Source organism: uncultured Sulfitobacter sp. (assembly GCF_947502895.1).
GTDB lineage: Bacteria > Pseudomonadota > Alphaproteobacteria > Rhodobacterales > Rhodobacteraceae > Sulfitobacter.
In genome coordinates this window covers 805,771-824,836 of the sequence record NZ_CANNBM010000001.1, presented here as the reverse complement: position 1 = coordinate 824,836, position 19,066 = coordinate 805,771, and the positions used below count along the sequence as shown (strand labels likewise).

Annotated in this window: 29 protein-coding genes; 12 read left to right on the top strand and 17 right to left on the bottom strand. The window is 58.6% G+C overall.

All coding sequences use genetic code 11. The annotated features are described in order from the left end of the window. Position 1: 1 nt before the first annotated feature. Entirely contained in the window at positions 2–376 is a 375-nt protein-coding gene (gene rplS, locus Q0903_RS04205; RefSeq protein WP_299025503.1) for a 50S ribosomal protein L19, read from the bottom strand. Positions 377–679: 303 nt separating this feature from the next. On the opposite strand from rplS, the gene ppk2 reads away from it, so the two are divergent. Then, entirely contained in the window at positions 680–1,573 is an 894-nt protein-coding gene (gene ppk2 / locus Q0903_RS04200; RefSeq protein ID WP_299025500.1) for a polyphosphate kinase 2, read from the top strand. Beyond that, complete coding sequence (locus tag Q0903_RS04195) at positions 1,574–1,816, top strand: YdcH family protein (protein WP_299413097.1); 243 nt, start codon at positions 1,574–1,576, stop codon at positions 1,814–1,816. A 7-nt stretch (positions 1,817–1,823) separates the two neighbouring features. Here the strand turns inward: Q0903_RS04195 and Q0903_RS04190 are convergent, their stop codons facing one another. The 14 genes from Q0903_RS04190 to ffh all read right to left on the bottom strand — a co-directional run bounded on the left by Q0903_RS04190 (position 1,824) and on the right by ffh (position 10,810). Then, entirely contained in the window at positions 1,824–2,672 is an 849-nt protein-coding gene (locus Q0903_RS04190; protein ID WP_299413095.1) for a GNAT family N-acetyltransferase, read from the bottom strand. A gap of 3 nt (positions 2,673–2,675) precedes the next feature. Then, on the bottom strand, positions 2,676–3,419 hold the full coding sequence (locus Q0903_RS04185) for a polysaccharide deacetylase (RefSeq protein ID WP_299413092.1): 744 nt from the start codon (positions 3,417–3,419) through the stop codon (positions 2,676–2,678). Then, positions 3,412–4,209, bottom strand: a complete 798-nt coding sequence (trmD, locus tag Q0903_RS04180) for a tRNA (guanosine(37)-N1)-methyltransferase TrmD (RefSeq protein WP_299413089.1) — start codon at positions 4,207–4,209, stop codon at positions 3,412–3,414. The genes Q0903_RS04185 and trmD overlap by 8 nt, the downstream gene beginning before the upstream one ends. After that, positions 4,206–4,994 carry a hypothetical protein gene (locus tag Q0903_RS04175; RefSeq protein WP_299413087.1) on the bottom strand — a complete coding sequence of 263 codons (789 nt, stop codon included), beginning with the start codon at positions 4,992–4,994 and terminating at the stop codon, positions 4,206–4,208. The genes trmD and Q0903_RS04175 overlap by 4 nt, the downstream gene beginning before the upstream one ends. After that, on the bottom strand, positions 4,994–5,782 hold the full coding sequence (locus tag Q0903_RS04170; RefSeq protein ID WP_299413084.1) for a hypothetical protein: 789 nt from the start codon (positions 5,780–5,782) through the stop codon (positions 4,994–4,996). Before Q0903_RS04170 ends, Q0903_RS04175 begins: the two co-directional genes overlap by 1 nt. A 2-nt stretch (positions 5,783–5,784) precedes the next feature. Next, the gene (gene rimM, locus Q0903_RS04165; protein WP_299025479.1) at positions 5,785–6,321 is read right to left on the bottom strand and encodes a ribosome maturation factor RimM; all 537 of its coding nucleotides are present in this window, start codon (positions 6,319–6,321) and stop codon (positions 5,785–5,787) included. After that, entirely contained in the window at positions 6,318–6,467 is a 150-nt protein-coding gene (locus Q0903_RS04160; RefSeq protein ID WP_299025478.1) for a hypothetical protein, read from the bottom strand. Before Q0903_RS04160 ends, rimM begins: the two co-directional genes overlap by 4 nt. Beyond that, on the bottom strand, positions 6,467–7,096 hold the full coding sequence (gene bluB, locus Q0903_RS04155) for a 5,6-dimethylbenzimidazole synthase (protein ID WP_299025475.1): 630 nt from the start codon (positions 7,094–7,096) through the stop codon (positions 6,467–6,469). Before bluB ends, Q0903_RS04160 begins: the two co-directional genes overlap by 1 nt. A gap of 30 nt (positions 7,097–7,126) precedes the next feature. Next, positions 7,127–7,531, bottom strand: a complete 405-nt coding sequence (gene rpsP, locus Q0903_RS04150; RefSeq protein WP_299025472.1) for a 30S ribosomal protein S16 — start codon at positions 7,529–7,531, stop codon at positions 7,127–7,129. Between the two features lie 14 nt (positions 7,532–7,545). Further along, positions 7,546–7,848 (bottom strand): chorismate mutase, encoded by a 303-nt coding sequence (locus tag Q0903_RS04145; protein WP_299025469.1) that lies wholly within the window; start codon positions 7,846–7,848, stop codon positions 7,546–7,548. A 100-nt stretch (positions 7,849–7,948) separates the two neighbouring features. Beyond that, a complete protein-coding gene (locus Q0903_RS04140) occupies positions 7,949–8,461 on the bottom strand; it encodes a GNAT family N-acetyltransferase (RefSeq protein ID WP_299413080.1) in 513 nt (170 codons plus the stop codon). Further along, a complete protein-coding gene (locus Q0903_RS04135; RefSeq protein WP_299413077.1) occupies positions 8,458–8,982 on the bottom strand; it encodes a GNAT family N-acetyltransferase in 525 nt (174 codons plus the stop codon). The genes Q0903_RS04140 and Q0903_RS04135 overlap by 4 nt, the downstream gene beginning before the upstream one ends. After that, a complete protein-coding gene (locus Q0903_RS04130) occupies positions 8,982–9,314 on the bottom strand; it encodes an NIPSNAP family protein (protein ID WP_299025461.1) in 333 nt (110 codons plus the stop codon). The genes Q0903_RS04135 and Q0903_RS04130 overlap by 1 nt, the downstream gene beginning before the upstream one ends. After that, positions 9,311–10,810: a signal recognition particle protein gene (gene ffh / locus Q0903_RS04125; protein ID WP_299025460.1), complete on the bottom strand. Its 1,500-nt coding sequence runs from the start codon at positions 10,808–10,810 to the stop codon at positions 9,311–9,313. Before ffh ends, Q0903_RS04130 begins: the two co-directional genes overlap by 4 nt. Positions 10,811–11,105: 295 nt before the next feature. Here ffh and Q0903_RS04120 point away from each other — a divergent pair, with 295 nt between their 5' ends. Continuing rightward, complete coding sequence (locus Q0903_RS04120; RefSeq protein WP_299025457.1) at positions 11,106–11,984, top strand: LysR family transcriptional regulator; 879 nt, start codon at positions 11,106–11,108, stop codon at positions 11,982–11,984. A gap of 34 nt (positions 11,985–12,018) precedes the next feature. After that, positions 12,019–12,924, top strand: coding sequence for a DMT family transporter (locus Q0903_RS04115; RefSeq protein WP_299413074.1), 906 nt, complete (start codon positions 12,019–12,021; stop codon positions 12,922–12,924). Between the two features lie 210 nt (positions 12,925–13,134). Here Q0903_RS04115 and Q0903_RS04110 read toward each other — a convergent pair whose 3' ends face one another. Beyond that, positions 13,135–13,476, bottom strand: a complete 342-nt coding sequence (locus Q0903_RS04110; RefSeq protein ID WP_299027682.1) for a metalloregulator ArsR/SmtB family transcription factor — start codon at positions 13,474–13,476, stop codon at positions 13,135–13,137. A 232-nt stretch (positions 13,477–13,708) separates the two neighbouring features. On the opposite strand from Q0903_RS04110, the gene Q0903_RS04105 reads away from it, so the two are divergent. From Q0903_RS04105 to Q0903_RS04075, 7 genes are all read left to right on the top strand, one after another. After that, positions 13,709–14,077: an AtpZ/AtpI family protein gene (locus Q0903_RS04105; RefSeq protein WP_299025451.1), complete on the top strand. Its 369-nt coding sequence runs from the start codon at positions 13,709–13,711 to the stop codon at positions 14,075–14,077. 11 nt (positions 14,078–14,088) lie between these two features. Beyond that, positions 14,089–14,838: a F0F1 ATP synthase subunit A gene (locus Q0903_RS04100; protein ID WP_299025448.1), complete on the top strand. Its 750-nt coding sequence runs from the start codon at positions 14,089–14,091 to the stop codon at positions 14,836–14,838. A gap of 66 nt (positions 14,839–14,904) precedes the next feature. Next, entirely contained in the window at positions 14,905–15,129 is a 225-nt protein-coding gene (locus tag Q0903_RS04095) for a F0F1 ATP synthase subunit C (protein WP_011567586.1), read from the top strand. A gap of 84 nt (positions 15,130–15,213) precedes the next feature. Beyond that, positions 15,214–15,747, top strand: a complete 534-nt coding sequence (locus tag Q0903_RS04090; protein WP_299025444.1) for a F0F1 ATP synthase subunit B' — start codon at positions 15,214–15,216, stop codon at positions 15,745–15,747. 4 nt (positions 15,748–15,751) lie between these two features. After that, positions 15,752–16,312 carry a F0F1 ATP synthase subunit B gene (locus Q0903_RS04085; protein WP_299025439.1) on the top strand — a complete coding sequence of 187 codons (561 nt, stop codon included), beginning with the start codon at positions 15,752–15,754 and terminating at the stop codon, positions 16,310–16,312. 95 nt (positions 16,313–16,407) lie between these two features. Further along, positions 16,408–16,890, top strand: coding sequence for a DUF2867 domain-containing protein (locus Q0903_RS04080; RefSeq protein WP_299413069.1), 483 nt, complete (start codon positions 16,408–16,410; stop codon positions 16,888–16,890). A 154-nt stretch (positions 16,891–17,044) separates the two neighbouring features. Continuing rightward, a complete protein-coding gene (locus Q0903_RS04075; protein WP_299413066.1) occupies positions 17,045–17,662 on the top strand; it encodes a septation protein IspZ in 618 nt (205 codons plus the stop codon). Between the two features lie 21 nt (positions 17,663–17,683). Here the strand turns inward: Q0903_RS04075 and Q0903_RS04070 are convergent, their stop codons facing one another. Beyond that, positions 17,684–18,451 (bottom strand): FCD domain-containing protein, encoded by a 768-nt coding sequence (locus Q0903_RS04070; RefSeq protein WP_299413064.1) that lies wholly within the window; start codon positions 18,449–18,451, stop codon positions 17,684–17,686. 98 nt (positions 18,452–18,549) lie between these two features. Between Q0903_RS04070 and Q0903_RS04065 the strand changes: the two genes are divergently transcribed. Then, positions 18,550–18,966 carry a hypothetical protein gene (locus Q0903_RS04065; protein ID WP_299413061.1) on the top strand — a complete coding sequence of 139 codons (417 nt, stop codon included), beginning with the start codon at positions 18,550–18,552 and terminating at the stop codon, positions 18,964–18,966. Positions 18,967–19,066: the final 100 nt, after the last annotated feature.

Here is a 19,066-nt window from a genome sequence, read left to right as displayed (position 1 = left end):
CTTACCCCTTGGGTGCTTTGTAGTGTGCATTCTCGACGATACGCGCGGATTTACCACGGCGCGAACGCAGGTAATACAGCTTGGCGCGACGCACGCGGCCGCGGCGGACCACGGTGATGCTATCGATATTTGTGGAGTGCAGCGGGAATACACGCTCCACACCTTCGCCGAATGAGATTTTGCGAACAGTGAATGCGCCGGCGATGCCTTTGCCGTGCTTGCGGCTGATGCAAACACCTTCATAGTTCTGTACACGTGTGCGCGTACCCTCGGTGACTTTAAAGCCAACGCGGATGGTGTCGCCTGCGCGGAAATCGGGGATTTCCTTGGCGAGTTCGGCGATATGTTCCGCCTCGATCTGTGCAATCAGGTTCATCTGATGCGTCTCCTATGATGCTCGTGGTATGCCACGAAGTTTTGATATGATCCCAGAGCTTCGGTCTGTACTAACGGGTCTGCGCACAGCCCACCGGAGGTAGCATCGTCTTTGCTTTTGGATGTTTGCGACAGCAAACGGGTCCGGAATCGCTTTTGCGGCCCAGACTGGGTGCCGTATAGGCGTTGCGCACAAACGGATCAAGGGCCGAGTGACCTTTGCGATGTTTGATTCATGTCAAAGCAGATTTGTCCCCAACGTCTATATTTGGACCCAACCAAAACGGCATCAGAGAGGGTTGGTATGGCTGGGGCAAAAAACGATCAGGGCAAGCACATCCGAAGCACGCAAATCACGGGTTTTGAACAAGGTGAATATCCTTACAAGACACGTTTGTCGCGCAAGGCCTATGAGGCTGAAAAGGCCGCACTGCAGGTAGAATTGCTGAAGGTGCAGCATTGGGTCCAAGAGACAGATCAAAAGTTCGTTTTGCTGTTTGAGGGGCGCGATGCGGCGGGGAAGGGCGGGACTATCAAACGCTTTACCGAGCATCTCAACCCTCGCGCGGTTCGCGTTGTCGCCTTGAACAAGCCCACCGACGAAGAGCGCGGACAGTGGTATTTCCAGCGCTATATCAAACACCTGCCAACGTCCGGTGAAATGGTCCTCTATGACCGCTCGTGGTACAACCGCGCGGGTGTGGAGCGGGTGATGGGATTTTGCGAGCCTGCCGAATACCTTGAATTCATGCGCCAGACCCCTGATTTTGAACAGATGTTGACGCGCAGCGGCATCCGTTTGTTCAAATACTGGTTCTCGGTCACTCAAGAGGAGCAAAAGCAGCGATTTTCCTCGCGTGAAACTGATCCGCTCAAACGCTGGAAACTCTCTCCCATCGACCGCGCCAGTCTTGATAAATGGGACGACTATACCGAGGCGAAGGAGGCAATGTTTTTCTATACAGATACGGCAGATGCCCCTTGGACGGTTATCCGCTCGAATGACAAAAAGCGCGCGCGCCTGACCTGTATGCGGCACTTTCTCTCACAGTTGGATTATCCCGAAAAAGACACAGATGTCGCCCGTGCCCCTGATCCCAAGATTTTTCATCAGGCCGAGGCGTTGTTGCAGCAATCGCAGCACATCCTCGCGTCCTCGCTACACCCCGAACACCGCAAATCCCAGAAAGGAAAATGAATGTCACATACCCCGCACGAACTTGCCGAGGAATTTCCCGATCAGATGGCGCAAATGGCCGAGTTGCGACAGAATGATGCCCACTTTGTCAAATTGTCTGACAGCTATCACACGCTCAACCGCGCGATCCACCGCGCCGAGACAGATGTAGAGCCGACAAGCGATGACAACATGACACGGATGCGCCGCGAACGACTGGGACTAAAGGACGAGATAGCAACCTATCTGCGCGCCCACGTCTGAGGCCGCTCTAGTATAGCTTCATGTCCATCAGGACGATCTCGGAATACATGTGGTCAATCTCGGAAGGGTACATGCTGGTGCCTTTGTAGAACCTTGGCACTTCGATATCCTCGACCACACCGTTTTGCGCATCTTTGATCAGGCGGCTGTCAACGCTCAACACAGCCGCTTGATATGGCAACAGCGTATCTGCAACTGCTTGGGCATAACGTGCCAGCAGATCAGGCTGGCCCACATACAACACCTCATGGGTGACATATTCATCGCGTTTTTGTTTGACTGATAGAACCAGCGTCAGCGGCCCGTCCGGTGTTTCGATCACAACGGGCCTGAGGTTGAGGTCGGCGTGATCGCGCAAAACCTGTGTATCCGCAGGGTTCATCACCGCCTCTGCCAATGGGTCAAAGCTGTGTGGCAATACGTTGCCTTCTGTGCTGCGCCAGACCCGCCGCTGCGCATCGAGTACTTTGAACCCGATCCTGTCCACCAACGGCAAAGCAGCCCTGGCGCTGGTGAGGTTGGTAGAAGTGACTTCGGGATCTGCCATCGCCTTGTGCATCAAGGCTTCGCCCAGCCCCATACCACGGTGGGTTTTCAGTACGTACCAAGACGTCAGATTGCGGTAGCGCCGGAGGCCGCGCGGCGTATGGCGCAAGCTGTCGTTCATGCCCATTACACCTACCAGCGTGTCACCATCTCGCGCGGTTACGGCAAATTCGCCCTGTGGCCCGCCCCAGCGGTTTGCCAGTAATCGTGTCCATCCATCGGCCCCCCATTTCGCGCGGGGGAATGCCGCATGCATAAACGCCTCGACCTCATCGCGCTGGGCGGAAGTGGCGAATGTGATATCTACCATAGCTTACAACTCCTGCATGCTGGGCACAGATACCCACAGCCCGCGTGTGTGCGCGAACAAGCGGTCGGTAAAGGCCCAGATCGCCGCATTGGTTTGCAGGTGGTGGGTGACATAGCCGATAGACTTGGCCGCGTCCCCCGTGCGGCGCGCGCGTAAATGGTCCAGCAACATCGTCAGCATCTTGTCCTCTCCGCGAAAGACGCGGTCGTATTTCCAGCGGATCGGGTCAAGGTGCGCGTCTACATGGGTAAGTCCCGCCACATTCGCAGCATCCCCGCGCCCTTCATACGCGGACAAGAACGTATAGCCCCAATCGGGCAGATGCCGCCGCGTAGCATCGCCAATGCGGTTCCACGGCGGTACGAAGGCAGGCAGCAGGCGGGGCATAGCCACAGCTTCCAGCATCTCCCATCCACGGCGCAGATCATCGCGTTGCAGCGCCAGATCGCGGGTGTCGCCCACCTCCGAGGCAGGTGTGCCTTTGGGCTCGTGATTGATGTGGCGCAGGCCATGTTGCAGCACAAAGGTATGATCCGTATCGCGCAAACGCGCCGCCAGATCGGGCGATACGCCATCAGGAATGACAGAGATGTGGGCAGGTATTTTGTGGGTCTGCGATAGTGTCAAAAGTTGCTCTAGTGCGGGTGTCACCTGCTGCGCATCATCATCGCGCCACCACAGGTGCGGGCGCAGGCCCGCCGCGCTCCATTCAGCCAGCTCAGCGTCGAGTGCGGCCCAATCAGCCATCCTCACGCGCCTTATGAGCTGCCCACAGGTCGGGCCGCCGCTCTTGGGTCAGCTTGTGCGACATCTCGCGCCGCCATTTCGCAATCTCGGCATGGTTGCCGGACATCAGAACAGCAGGGATATCGCGGCCCTGCCACTGCGCGGGTTTGGTGTATTGCGGATGCTCCAGCAATCCGGCGGAGTGGCTCTCCTCCACGGTGCTTTCTGCGTTGCCCAGCACACCGGGCAGCAAGCGCACGGTGGCGTCAATCATGGCTTGGGCCGCCAGTTCGCCACCGGTCATCACGAAATCACCGAGGCTGACTTCGGTGATGCCGTAATGCTCGATCACCCGCTCGTCCACGCCCTCGAACCGACCACAAAGGATGGTCACGCCCGCACAACCTGCCAGATCGCGGGCCATCGCCTGATCAAAGCGCTGTCCGCGCGGTGACATATAGAGGATGGGCCAGCGGCCTTGCGCGCGCCCCTGCACAGCCTCGATCGCGGGGCCGACCACATCGGCACGCAGCACCATGCCTGCACCTCCCCCTGCAGGGGTATCATCGACGTTGCGGTGCTTTGTCAGGCCATGGGCGCGCAGATCATGCGCATGGCACTGCCACTGGCCTTCTTTCAGCGCACGGCCCGTCAGGCTTGCGCCCAAAACACCGGGGAAAAGCTCGGGGAACAGTGTGAGGACATGCGCCTGCCAGACATGCACGTAATCAGGAGTGTCACGCATGAGTTCGCGGGGCTTGAGCGTGGGCATCACCCGCTGTTTGCCGTGGGAGCGGTTTGGCGAGGTCATTGCGGTTTTCCTTTGCCCAGAAGCGCGGCTTTTGCAGCATTGCGGGCCTGAGTGTCTGTATGGGTTCGGTTAATGTCCAGCATCGCCGCGAGCATAGCGTCATTGACCCGCTTGTTCTGCGCAGCCGCGGGTACGAGGCTGGCGCGGATTGCATCGGGCACATCACACAGGTCCAGCACCGGATCAGCAGGGCCGAGGGGCAGCAGTGCGCAGTCCTCCAGCGCAAAGCTGTGGACGGGGGCGGGTACACGGCTGGTGACATTCTGCACTATTCTGTCCAGATCGGGGGCGGCGGGGTATTGCGCGCAAAACGCCTCAAAATCCAGCGACATGCCCGAAGATTTGACATGCTCAGCCCATGCAGATTGCTGCCAGTCCTGAGGGTTACGTGTGCCAAAGCAGATTACTACAGGCGTGTTGGGAAAAGCCGTGCGCGCGCGCTCCCACATCAAATACAGCAGGACGGGTGCTGCGCGATAATCGGCCAAGGCACCGCGTCCAGGCATATGGCCCGACAATTCCTCTGCGCTCAGCAGCAGTGTGCGGCGGGGCATTCCAGGCAGATCCGTTAGCAGCGCGTCCAGACGGCGGCTGACCTTGTCCAGCGCTTCATCGGTGCCGTATGTAGAGTAGCCGCGTGTCGCATGGATCAGCTCTTGCATCTGGCCTTTGAGACGGATCGCAACAGCGGGCATCAGCGCCTTGCGATTGGCCCGCAGCACGGCCTGCACCGTCGATGTGCCGGTCTTGTGAAACCCCGCATGCAGTACGATTTTGCGTGGCATCAGCGGTTGGCCGCCATCAGGTCACGTCGCGCCTGACGCACAGTTTCGTCATCCAGCTTTGAGCGGTTGAGCCGCAGCAGAGTGTCCTTGATCGCTTGCGTCGGTGTTTCGTTCAGTGCGCCGGGGGGCGGTGTGACAAAAGTCGCGCGGCGCACGGAGGGGACGTCCAGAATATCCAGTACCGCGTTCAGGGGCCCCAGCGGTGTCGTGCTCATTTCTTCCAGTGCAGTGGCGAGAACCTTGTGTTTGGGAAGTTCCTCTCTGACCCGCTCAACGATTGTCGCCAGATCGGCAGAGCGTTTGAAACGTGTCAGATACTCGTCCTCTTCCATTGTCATCCGGCGCGCGCGAAGATGCTGCGCATAGCAACTGCGCAACCATGGCTCTGCAGCGCGGGTGGAGAAAAAGTAGATTTGTTCGGCGTCAGGATGGACCATCTCGAACGCAACAGCGATGGCTTTCATCACTTTTGGGGCCGCACTGTAATCGCGCAGGCCGTGACGCCATGGCATGTGGCCCGACAGGTCCTCGGATGAGATGATGAACTGCTCGGCACTGTCGCTTTCCAGTTTTTGCGCCAGTTCTGCGGCCTCGTATTTCACCATCCCCAGATCAACTTCGCCACGGCTGATACTATATGCGCGGGCGGCCTCACATAGAGGGATCATTCCGCCACGTAAGACAATGCGGACGTCTGGGCGCAATGCCGCGCGATTGGCGCGCAGGGTGTGCTGCAGGCTGGTTGTGCCTGTCTTGTGGAAACCGGCATGGATGATAAAGCGCGGCACGCTTAGCCGTCGGTCGCTGTTGGTGCGGCATCTGGCAAGATGCCCTCGGGTGGGTCTGCCACTATGCGCCGTGTGGCGAGATCAACTGTTGGTACTGCCGCCTTGGTGAAGGGAAGAAATGTGGTGGTGGACGAGCCGCTCAGCTGAAGCTCCAGCAGATCGTCGGCACCGTTGTTCTGCACGGTTTTGACACGGCCCAACAGCACGCCACCTGTATCAAAGACATCGCAGCCGATAAGGTCGGCATGATAGAATTCGTCATCCGGCAAAGATGGAAGCTGGTCGCGGTGCGCAAAGAGCTTGGTGCCGCGCAGGGCATCGGCCTCTTCTTTTGTGGCAACTTCTGGCAGGCGGGCTGAAAAACCCGTCTTGATGGGCCGCAGAATAGCCAGCGCAAAATTGCGATTGCCAGCCTCATCCGTAAGCGGGCTATAGTTTTCGATATCAGAAGGTACAGCGCAAAAACTCTTGACGCGCAACTCACCCTGAACGCCGTAAGCGCCTGAAATCACACCAACACAGACGTGACTATCGCTCATTGCAGTAGCTCCGAATCCACACAGATTGTGCCTGTCCACTGGCCTTCGCCTGCGCTGCATTCCGCACGCATCAGCATCCCGTTGAGGTGAAAGCCCAGCACAGCCCCGACGCAAAGGGTGGCCACGAATTTTAGTAGTCGAAACATTAGCGTTCCTCGATATGCAGGGCGGCGGCGCGTGCCTCCCAGCCTTTGGTTTCAAGCTCTGGTGTCAGGGATACATCGGCTGGCCAGCCAAGGCAAAGGTAAGCCACAAGCGACCAGTCTTGTGGTGCATCCAGATCACGGCACAACTGCTGCGGATCAAGCACCGAAACCCAGCCGATGCCCAGCCCGCGGGTGCGCGCGTGCAGCCACATTAGTGTGATGGCCCCGACAACCGAATAGCGGCGCATCTCGGGCATGGTGGCGGCGCCAAGGCCCGCGCCTTTGGCTGTGCTGTCATCGCAAAAAACAGCAATATGTTCAGGTGCTTGGTCCATCCCCGACAGCTTGAGAGAAGCGTAGAGCGAGGCCTTGTCCCCCTCATAACCCTCCAGAGCTTTTGCATTGGCGTGGCGGTAGTTTTCAAGGGCGGCAGCGCGCGCAGCCTTGGAACGTACACGGATAACGCGCCACGGTTCTGACAGGCCAACGGAGGGGGCAAGGGAGAGGGTGGAGAGACACTCGGTTACAAGCGCCTCATCCACGGGGTCTGTGCGGAACTGGCGCACGTCGCGGCGCCAGCGCATCAGATCGTCTAGCCCGGCACGAAACTCATCAGAAAACGCGTGCATGCCGGGCTAAACCTTATCATTTACAGCAGCTTACTCGGTTGCTGCTTCTTCTGCTGCGGGTGCTTCCTCGGCGGGTGCGGCTGCTGCTTCTGCGGCGGCTGCGGCCTTGTCTGCCTTCTCCTGAACGCGCTCTTGGGCTTTCTTGCCGGGCGTGCCTTTTTTCGGGTTGTTACGCTCGGTTTTGGGGCGTGCGCCTGCGGCTTCGAGCATACGCTGAACGCGCTCTGTTGGCTGTGCGCCTTCGCCCAACCAGTACTCGACCCGCTCCATGTTCATCTTGACGCGGTCTTCGCTGTCTTTTGGCAGCAGGGGTGCATATGTGCCCAGCTTTTCGATGTAGCGGCCGTCGCGTGGCATGCGGCTGTCTGCTGCAACGATACGGTAGAAGGGGCGCTTTTTGGAGCCACCGCGGGCGAGGCGAATTTTCATAGCCATGGTATTGATTTCCTTTAGGTTTTATCTTGGTGTTGTTCGTGGTGCTGAATGACTTCAGCGATGATGAAGTTGAGAAACTTCTTGGCGAATTCGGGGTCTAAGTCAGCCCGTTTCGCCAAATCTTCGAGCCGTTCGATCTGTGCGGTTTCACGCGTAGGATCGGACGGGGGAAGGTCGTGCTCGGCTTTGAGTTTCCCCACAGCCTGAGTGTGTTTGAACCGCTCGCCCAATGTATAGACGAGGATGGCATCGAGGCGGTCGATGCTGGCGCGGTGTCCCTTGAGGACCTCGGCGGCGAGTTTTACAGCGTCGGTCATAGGGCCTCCGATTTGGTGTGCAGCGGGGGGGTGCGGTGCGTACACTGGGCGTACACCCCCTGTACACCGCCGCGTCGCAGCATTGATGTGGCATTGAAAGTCATGCGGCCACCTTTGGGTGGCGGTAGACATGCATTGTCTCGCCCATGAGTGTGCCTTCCCGTTCGAACACGGCACCCAGTCGGGTGGCAAGCGCGATGGAGCGGCTGTTGTCTGGCGCGGGGTAGCTGACGATGCTGTCCAGCCCTAGATGCTGAGCGGCATAGCTGCGTGCGGCCTGTGTCGCCTCAAAGGCGATTCCGCGACCTTCGGCTTGGGCTGTGACGTACCACGCCAGTTCAGGCTCTTCCCAGTCGGGACCGTTCAAGATGCCTGTGCCACCCAGAAAGGCATCGCTTTCTCGGTCGGCGATGTACCACATGCCATGCCCGTAGAGCGCCCAGTTGCCAAAGACGGCCATCATACCGCGGCGTGCATCAAATGCACTGCGCGGCCCGCCGACAAAGTGGCTGCGATCGGACGCAAAGAAATCGGTCAGTGCGGGCACGTCGGCCAGTTTGGGCGCGCGCAGGGTCAGACGCTCGGTCTGGAGGGTGGGGACATCATAGATCATGCTGCCACCTTCGGGTGGCGGTAGACGTGCAGCAACATTCCGTCGACGGTGGTGAAATCATCTTCGCGCACAGCACCGAGGCGCAGGGCCAAGGCCGCCGAGCGGGTGTTTTCGGGTGTGGTGCAACTGACAGCAGTATCCCAGCCCAGCACGCTAAACGCATAGTCCAGCGAGGCGCGGGCGGCCTCTTGGGCGATGCCGCGGCCTTCGGCCTGCTTAAAAACCGACCACGCAATTTCCGGTTCGGGCCAGTCATCTGGGTAAAAGCAACCGACAACGCCAAGTGGCGCGTCTGTTGTCTTGTCCGCGACCATCCAGCGGCCATAGCCGCGCAGGTGCCAGTGGCCGATAATCTCGCCCAGTTTGTCAAACGCCTGTACCCGCGTGTTGGGACCGCCCAGATGGATCGCGCGGTCACTCATGCGGAAAGCGGCGAAGGCTTCAAAATCGCTCCATTGCGGGCAGCGCAAGCGCAAGCGCTCGGTCTCCAACGTGGGGATATGGAGGGTGACAGCGTTCATTAGAGGCCCAGCTCATCCACGGTGGCGCCGTCGAACAGCGGCTTGGTAAAGGAGCGGTCATAGCGGCGGATACATTTGGTCGCCTTGGCGTGGGCATAGGCACGCAGGCATTCGGGATCGTCCCACATACGCGCGCGGTAGGCCTCGTAATCGGCCAGTGACGGGAAGGAGAAGTGGCAATAGGCGATGTCGTTCGGCCCTTCATGCGGCATGTGATAGCCGTGATGGGTGCCGCCGAGTTTGACGACAAGGTGCAGCCACGCTTTTGCGTAGATCTCGAACTCCGCCAATTTGTCGGGGTCGATTTCGTATCTGACGGTGCAGCTGATCATTTCTTTTTCCCGAAGCCCGAAAGGCCAGCGGGCAGGGTGATGCCACCGCCGCCCATGCCGGGGAGTTTGGAGTTGCCCATCTGGCGGGCTGCGGCCTCAAGTGCTTTGGGGTCCATGCCTTGGGCCATTGCAGCAGGGTCCATGCCGCCCTTGCCCATCATCTGTTTCATCGCGGCTTTCATCATGCCGCCTTTGCCTTTGCCCATCTTTTTCATCATGTCGGACATCTGGCGCTGCATTTTCATCAGCTTGTTCAGGTCGGAGACTTCCATGCCCGCCCCTTTGGCGATCCGCTTTTTACGGGATGCCTGAAGCAGCGCGGGGTTGGCGCGCTCTTTTTTGGTCATGGAGTTGATGAGGGCGATTTGTTGTTTCAGGACGCGGTCATCAAGGCCTGCGTCCTCGACCTGTTTGGCCATTTTGCCCATGCCGGGCATCATGCCCATCATGCCCTGCATGCCGCCCATCTTGATCATCTGTTCCAGCTGCATTTTGAGGTCGTTCATATTGAACTGACCCTTCGCCATGCGCTTCATCATCTTTTCGGCCTGTTCGGCCTCGATGGTTTCCTGTGCTTTTTCCACAAGGGCAACGATGTCGCCCATGCCAAGGATACGGCCCGCGATACGCTCTGGCTCGAACGTCTCGAGCGCGTCCATCTTTTCGCCGAGGCCCACGTATTTGATGGGCTGGCCTGTGACGGCGCGCATCGAGAGCGCGGCACCACCGCGTCCGTCACCGTCCATACGGGTGAGGACGACACCTGTGATGCCGATACGGTCGTTGAAGTTTTGCGCGGTTTGCACAGCGTCTTGGCCTGTCAGGCCGTCGACGACCAGCAGGGTTTCGCGGGGGCTGACCACATCGCGGACCTGCTCGACCTGCGTCATCAGCTCTTCGTCGATGGACAGGCGGCCTGCGGTATCCAGCATATAGACGTCATAGCCGCCGAGGCTTGCTTGGGTCTTGGTGCGTTTGGCGATCTGGACGGGGTTTTCGCCTTTGACGATGGGCAGGGTGTCCACGCCGATCTGCATGCCGAGGATTGCCAACTGCTCCATCGCGGCGGGGCGGTTCACGTCGAGCGACGCCATCAGAACGCGCTTGCCGTCTTTTTCGGTCAGACGTTTGGCGAGCTTGGCTGTGGTAGTAGTTTTACCGCCGCCCTGAAGGCCGACCATCAGAATGGGAGCGGGCGGGTTATCAACCTTGAGCGCGCCCGGCTCGCCCTCGCCGCGCAGCACGTCGATCAGCGCGTCATGCACGATTTTGACGACCTGCTGGCCCGGTGTGATGGATTTGGTGACGGCTTGGCCTGTGGCCTTTTCCTGCACTGCGTTCACAAAATCGCGCGCCACGGGCAGCGAAACGTCGGCCTCAAGCAAGGCCACGCGGACCTCGCGCAGGGCGGTTTTGACGTCCTCGTCAGATAGCGCGCCTTGTTTGGTCAGGCGGTCAAAGACTCCGGAGAGGCGTTCACTGAGATTCTCAAACATGGGCGGGAGCCCTTTCTGCGTCGGTTGCGGATGCCCCCAATTTAGGGGCGGCCGCGGGAATTAACAAATGCTCCAAAGCGGGAGGAGCAATAGAGTTTACCCCAGTGGGCGCAACGCGCTGACTGGGGGCGATCCTGAACAGGTCAGGACCGGAAGGCCTTGCTTCCGGAAAGTTGTCCCGCGTTTAGGCCGTGCAAGGACATGAGTCAAGCCACAGGTGGCATCTTGCACTTATGTGTGGATGGGCCAAGATGGGGGTTGCGCAGTTCGATGGCGCACATGGGGAACGGGCAGTATGCAGAACTGGGACGAAGTAAGGACCGCCTATCAGGTGGCGCGCAAAGGCACGGTCAGCGGGGCCGCCGATGCGCTGGGTGTGCATCATGCGACTGTCATCCGCCATATTGATGCATTGGAAGGGCGGCTGGGCGTCAAGCTGTTTCAACGACACGCACGGGGGTATACGCCCACCGAGGCAGGAGAGGACCTGTTGCGCGTTGCACAAGCCACCGAGGACCAGTTCGGCCAATTGGTGAGCCGTATCAAAGGGCATGGCACCAAAGTGACGGGCGATCTGGTCGTGACATCGCTGGTCGGGCTGGTACCGCGTATCGCGCCTTTGCTGGTGGCGTTTCAGACTGAATATCCCGAGTTGGTGGTGCGTTATCTGACGGGTGACCGCTTGTTCCGGCTGGAATACGGCGAGGCGCATGTGGCGATCCGCGCAGGCCGCGCGCCAGAGCAGCCCGACAATGTGGTTCAGCCCTTTGTCGATCTTGCGGTGGGACTATATGCAGCGCAAAGTTATGTCGCGCGGTACGGCGTGCCCGAGACCGTCGAGACATATGACGCGCACCGATTTGTCGGACATGAGGATGAAGATAACCGAGCCCCGTTTAACCAGTGGCTGGGCCAGACTGTACCGCGTGAGAATATCGTGTTTCGCAGTAATGACTCGCAGTCATTGGCCGCCGCAGTGGTGGCGGGTGCAGGGATCGGGTTTTTGACCCCTCAGGAGGCTGCGGCATACGACAATCTGGTGCGGGTCGCAGCACCGCGGCCTGAATGGTCTTCGCCGCTTTGGCTGGTGACGCATATGGATTTGCACCGCACAACGAAGGTGCAGGCCTTGCTGCAATTCCTGAAAACCCACGCCAAGGATGGCACGATATGAGCCGTGACATGTTCGCTCGGAAGCGCAGTATATAGTGTCGCCACAAACGCAGGGCCATTTTGCGATGTTGTTGTTCTCGGCCCTCGTGGCGGGGTCTTTTGCGCTGGGCGGGATGGTTGCCAACGAGATTGCGCCCTTGGCGCTGAACACTTTGCGCTTTGTCATTGCGGGTGTCGCTGTTGGCGCGGTGGCAGTTATCAGCACTGGCATCCCGCGCAGCGCCTTTGCGGCCCCTTGGCGTTATTTCCTGCTGGGCGGCCTCTTTGCCATCTATTTCGTGCTGATGTTTGAGGGGCTAAAGACCTCTGCGCCTGTTAGTTCGGCGGCGGTGTTTACATTAGTGCCTGCGATGGCGGGCGTGTTTGCGTGGTTTTTGCTGCGCCAGCGGATGACACCGCGCATGGCGCTGGCGCTGGGCATAGGGGGGATCGGCGCGCTGTGGGTGATCTTTCGCGCCGATATGGCCGCGCTGCTGGCGTTTGACGTGGGGCGCGGCGAGGTGATCTTTTTCTTCGGCTGCATTGCGCACGCGATTTATACACCGATGGTGCGGCGGCTGAACCGCGGGGAAAGTGCAGTTGTTTTTTCATTCGGAGTACTGGTCGCCGGGGCGCTGTTACTGGGCATCGTGGGCGCGCGTGATATTGTTGCAACTGACTGGAGCGGGCTGCGCTCGATGGTCTGGATTACGATCCTGTATGTCGCGCTGGGGGCGAGTGCGGTTACGTTTGTTCTGGTGCAATTTGCGACACTGCGCCTGCCGTCGGCCAAGGTCATGGCCTATACCTATCTGGTGCCCAGCTGGGTGATCGGATGGGAGGCCGCATTGGGCAACCCGCTGCCGCCTGTGATGATCGGCGCTGGCATCGCCCTGACTGTGCTGGCGCTGGTGCTGCTGCTACGCGATGACGATGCAGTCAAACAGACTCCGACCACATAATTTTGATGCCTTCGGGAACCACTTGCCCGTTTGACGGTTAATCAAGTGATACAAATAGGAGTATATAGAAATGCGTAACATTATTTATCTGGTTGGCCTGGTCGTAATCGTTTTGGCAATTGTACAGTTCGTTCTGTAACCTGCGATTAGATTTCGAGATTGAGGGAAGAGGGGGCTTTGGCCTCCTTTTTTCCGTTCTTGGGGGCGTTGCTAGTCCGGCGCGTCTGCGTTGTCGGGCAGCTCGTGTCGCAAGAACCGCTCGAACGCGTCGAGGTTCACAGGCTCGAACAGGCCAAACCCCTGCATCCAGACGGAAGCCGCGCGCATGGCGTCCGGCTCCAGCTTGCACCATTTTACGCGGCCGCGTTTTTCCTGTGTGATGAGACCTGCAGCGGTTAGCACACCCAGATGTTTGGAAATCGCTGCCAGCGAGACATCGAACGGCTCTGCCACATCCGTTACGGCCATATCATCCTCTAGCAGCATGGCGAGGATCGCGCGGCGTGTCGGATCGGCAAGGGCTGCAAAGGTGGTGTCGAGTGTGGGTGTCATAGCCATGAGCCATAGCGCGTAGAATGGGCGCTGGAAAGCGGTGACTGGCAAAGATCAACCAAATGGTTGAATAACAATATCGTTGCAAGATGCGGAGATTTGCCTGCGGCAAAGCGGCATCGAAGATTTTATTTTATTATATTTCAGTGGTTTAGGTCATGTCTTGCCCCCGTTGACTCGGGCGCGGTGGCGCAGTAGCTATCGCGACAGTTATCCCAGCGGGGCCACAGCAATGGACGACCAAGATCGCAAGGCAGAAATGGCGGCGATCGAGGCGCGGATTGCAGCGGCCAAAGGCGCACAGGCGCCCGAGCCACGGATGGACGAGCATTATTCAGGCGCGCAAATGGCGTGGCGGATGGTGATAGAGCTGGTGGCCGGTCTGGGGATCGGTTTCGGCATCGGATACGGGCTGGATCTGTTCTTTGGAACGCTGCCCATATTCATGGTGCTGTTTGTCATGCTGGGCCTCGCGGCCGGAGTGAAGACGATGCTCCGTTCTGCGCAGGAGATGCAGGACATGAAAGAGGCGCATGACGCCGGAATTGAATACGTCCCGAACAGGGGCGGACGGAAACAACCCGACGCGGGTGATGAGTAAGGGGCCAAAAGATGGCAACAGACGCAAAATCAGGTGAGCTTGTCTTCAAGCCGATGGAGCAGTTCGAAATCACGCCTTTGATGGGTGATGGTGCGATTGGTGCATTTACCTTCACCAACATGGCGCTTTGGACCGTGTTTGCAGTGATCGCGGTGTTCTTGCTGATGGTTGTCTCTACGCGTCACCGCGCAATCGTGCCAACCCGCGCCCAATCTGTGGCCGAGCTTGCATACGGTTTCATTTACAAGATGGTCGAGGACATCTGCGGCAAGGAAGGCGTCAAGTTTTTCCCTTACATCATGACGCTGTTCATGTTCATCGTTTGCGCCAACTTCCTTGGTCTGATCCCGACCGCCTTTACGCCGACGTCGCACTTTGCTGTGACTGTTGTGCTGGCCTTTGCGGTGTTTATCACGGTGACTGTGCTGGGCTTTGTCAAAAATGGTGTCGGCTTTCTGAGCTTGTTCTGGGTATCATCTGCCCCGCTGCCATTGCGCCCCATTCTGGCGGTGATCGAGCTTATCTCCTACTTCGTGCGCCCCGTGAGCCATTCCATTCGTTTGGCTGGCAACGTCATGGCGGGCCACGCGGTTATCAAAGTATTCGCGGGTTTCGCAGCGCTTGTAGCTGTGTCGCCCATCGCGATCCTCGGGATCACGGCGATGTACGGTCTGGAGGTCCTCGTGTCCTTCATTCAGGCCTACGTCTTTACGATCCTGACATGTGTGTACCTCAAGGACGCACTGCACCCGCATCACTAACGACTTAACTAACGACTGGGCGTGGGTTTCACCCACCCTACAACTTCCAACGCATAGGAGAATATCATGGAAGGCGAACTCGCACACATCGGCGCAGGTCTGGCAGCAATCGGTTCCGGCGCAGCCGCTATCGGTGTTGGTAACGTGGCTGGCAACTATCTGGCAGGCGCATTGCGCAACCCATCCGCAGCTGCATCGCAGACTGCAACACTCTTCATCGGCATCGCGTTCGCCGAAGCGCTGGGGATCTTCGCGTTCCTCGTAGCACTTCTGCTGATGTTCGCCGTTTAAGCGACTGACGTTTACTCCCTATGCTGGGGGCGGCGCGCAATGTTGCGCCGCCCTCTGGATTAAATGTTCTGACAGGAGGCCATGATGGCAACCGAAACCACAAGCGCTGAAGGCGTCGTTGAAGCAGGCCCCGGCATGCCGCAACTTGATTTCTCTACATGGGGAAATCAGATCTTTTGGCTGGTACTTGCACTTATCGCAATTTACCTGATCCTGTCCCGCGTGGCGCTGCCGCGCATCGCGGCTGTTCTGGCCGAGCGTCAGGGCACTATATCAAATGACATCGCTGCCGCCGAAGATCTGAAGGCCAAAGCGGTCGAAGCCGAGGCTGCCTATGACAAGGCGCTGGTTGATGCCCGCGCCGAGGCCCAGCGTATTATCGCGCAGGCCAAAGCGGACATGCAGGCTGATCTGGACAAAGCCATCGCATCGGCTGATGACCAGATTGCTGCGAAGGCTGCTGAATCCGAGAAAGCGATCTCGGAAATTCGTGCCGGTGCTGTGGAGAGCGTGAAAGCGGTCGCCAAAGACACGGCCAAAGAAATTGTTGCTGCGATGGGTGGTAAGGCTGATGCCAAGACCGTCACCGCAGCGATCACCGCACGGATGAAAGGATAACGTCATGCGTTTCACACTCACATCCGTTTCGGCCCTACTGGTTGCGACACCTGCCTTTGCGGCAAGCGGTCCGTTCTTCTCGCTCGGGAATACCGACTTTGTCGTATTGCTGGGTCTGTTGGTGTTTATCGGCATCCTTGTATATTTCAAGGTGCCTGGCCTGATTGGCGGAATGCTGGACAGCCGTGCCGATGGCATCAAGACCGAGATAGAAGAAGCGCGCAAGCTGCGTGAAGATGCACAGAGCTTGCTGGCCTCGTATGAGCGCAAGCAGAAGGAAGTGCAGGAGCAGGCCGACCGTATCGTCTCTGCTGCCAAGGAAGAAGCTGCCGCTGCGGGCGAACAAGCCCGTGTCGATCTGGCAAAGTCGGTCGAGCGCCGTTTGGCTGCCGCAGAAGAGCAGATCGGTTCTGCCGAAGCTGCCGCTATAAAAGAAGTGCGCGACCAAGCGATCCTGATCGCCATCGCCGCCTCACGCGATATTATCGGCAAGCAGATGACCGCTGCAGACGGCAACAAGCTGATCGAAGACGGTATTGCACAAGTGGATGCCAAGCTGCACTAAGACGCAGCTGATTGAAGATATGCGAAAGCCCTGCCAGTCTGGCGGGGCTTTTTGCGTTTTGTGTTGCTAGGATTTACCGAGAAGAGGGGACACGGATGATGAAGATCACCACTGGCCAGATCGAACTGGTGGCCCCGCGGGAGCGGTTGGACTATTTTGACCAGCGTTCGGTTGAGCTGCCAGCAGCGGTTACACCGATTGAGGCGTGGCGCGTCATCATGGCCGATCCCTTGCCGCTTTTGGGGCTGGCCTTTCGGCTGCGTGATGCGATCTCGGCGCGGTTCGGGGTCAAGCGGATCGGCGGGTTCTCGGGGGAGGTGCGGGGATTTGTACAAGAAGGCGACAGGCTGGATTTCTTTTTGGTGGAGACGGCAACTGATAATGTGTTGAGCCTGAGCGCGCGTGATCGTCATCTCGACGTGCTGACCTGTATCACAAGCGTCGAGCGGACCCTGACCATTACCTCCTCTGTAAAAGTGCATAACCTTTTTGGACGCGCCTATATGGTGGTGGTGGGACCCGCGCATAAACTGATTGTAAGCGCGATGTTGCGGCGGTTGCGGAGGGGTTTGCGCTGACCGATCAAATGCAACCATGCGGTGTTGCGTTGCGCCGTACCGGTAATGTGCCGCAGTGCGCCAGTGTGACGACGAAACCAGCGTTCGGTACATTGCCCTTTGGGCGCTTGTCTGCAGGCAGGTCGCGAATTTTCAAAGTTGAAGGCTATGAAGCATGAAACCTAAGCCGATGCATTCGGGTGTGAAAGCAGCATTTGAGTATGGCCCGACTATCGCATTCGTCGCGGCTTATCTGATTTTTCGCAATGAAACCTATCTGATCGCGGGCACTTCATACACGGGGTTTGTGGTGGTGATTGCGGCGTTCATCCCGATCTTTTTGCTGGCGATGGGAGTGTTGTGGTTTTTGACAGGCAAACTCGCGCGCATACAGGTTGCGACAGCGATCATGCTGCTTGTGTTTGGCGGCCTTAGCGTCTGGTTGAATGATCCGAGGTTGTTCAAAATGAAACCGACGGTCATCTACCTCGCGCTTGCGCTGATCCTCGGAGTCGGCTTGCTGCGGGGGCAATCGTGGCTGGAGTATATCATGGAGGACATGATCCCGCTGAAGCCGGAAGGCTGGAAGATATTGACGCAGCGGGTGATTGCGCTGTTTTTGCTGTCGGCCGCTGCGAATGAGTTGGTTTGGCGAACGCAATCGGAGGAATTCTGGGTGCTGTTCGAGACATTGGCAATGCCGATTGTTGTCTTGGGGTTCTTTTTGACGCAGATCGGGCTTTTTGTTGAATACGCGACGTTCAAGCCCACAAAAAAGAAGAAGAAACGTTAGGGGCTGCACCGCGCGGGTGTCTCACCCCTTTGTTTCCTGATCCAGCCTTTGTTGTGCAACTGCTTCGTTCCGCTGGGCGCGCTGCTGGTCCATCAAAGCGCGCTCCACATAGCTCAGGTGGGCCTCGATGGCGGCGCGGGCAGCAGGGGCATCGCGGGCCAGCAAAGCGTCGTGGATGGTGCGGTGCTGGTCCAGCAGGACGGTGCGTTTGGTCTGCTGTTTGAACATGATCTGGCGGTTGTAGAACACACCCCCGCGCAGCAGTTCGTACATGGAGCGCATCATGTGCAGCATCACCACGTTATGGCTGGCCTCGATGATGGCCATATGAAACTGCGCGTCCAGTGCTGCTTCGGCTTCTGCATCGGGGTTGACTTGGGCCGCTTCCATCTTGGCAAAAATCGCGCTGATCACAGCGAGATCGGTGTCGGAGCCGAGGCGGGCTGCACGTTCGGCTGCCAGCCCTTCCATGTCGCGGCGGAAGGTGAGGTAATCCATCGCTGCCTCGTCATGGCGGGCAAAAAGCGCGCCTAATGCGGGCGAGAAGGCGGAGCGCAGGGCATCGGCCACAAAGATACCCGCCCCCGCCTTTGCGCTGAGCAATCCGGCCTCTTGGAGCTGCGCAATCGCTTCACGCACCGAGGGGCGCGATACGCCGAGGCGCTCTGCCAGTTCCCGTTCGGGGGGCAGACGTTTGCCCGGTTGCAGGATGCCACGCAGGATCAGCTCTTCCACCTGTTTGACCACGGCGGAGGAGATTTTCTCGGGGGTGACGGGGCGAAACGGCATGGGCGGTCCTTTGATTGGTCAAATTATATGACCAACGGGGGTGTTGAGCAAGGGAGCCTGTTAACTCTGTATTAACGACGATGATGGAAGAATAGGGGATGGATAGAGGACTCTGGATATTGACCTGCGTGGTCGTGCTGCTGGTTGGGTGCAATACGGCTGGCCCGCATTTTCGCGGCTTGCCTGCCACGACTGTGACGGTCGATGGATCGACCTTTGATGTCCGCGTGCGGGATGAACTGGCGGAGGCTATCCGCACCAATATGGAATATGCGCCGCGCTTTGGCGTTATGCGCGAACGTGCAGGACGTGCGATGGCACTGGTAAGCGGGTGCGAAGTGAAAGAGGTGCGCGGGGACCAATCGCAAGCAACGGGCATATTGCGCTGTGGCAAAGGCCCACGGCGCACGCGACCTGTAACACCTGTCGCGCTGGACTGTGTTCCCGTCAGGGGAACAGAGGTGCAGCAATTGGGCGGTGTCTCTGTCGAAATTGACTGTGAAGCGGCGCTTTAGGCCCAATATGTTGTGGATAACTGGCTGTTGAGTGCTGGTGCTTGTGTGCAGCTGTTGACTCGCGCGGTGCAAAACCGTCACTCTGCCCGAGGCTCCGGAA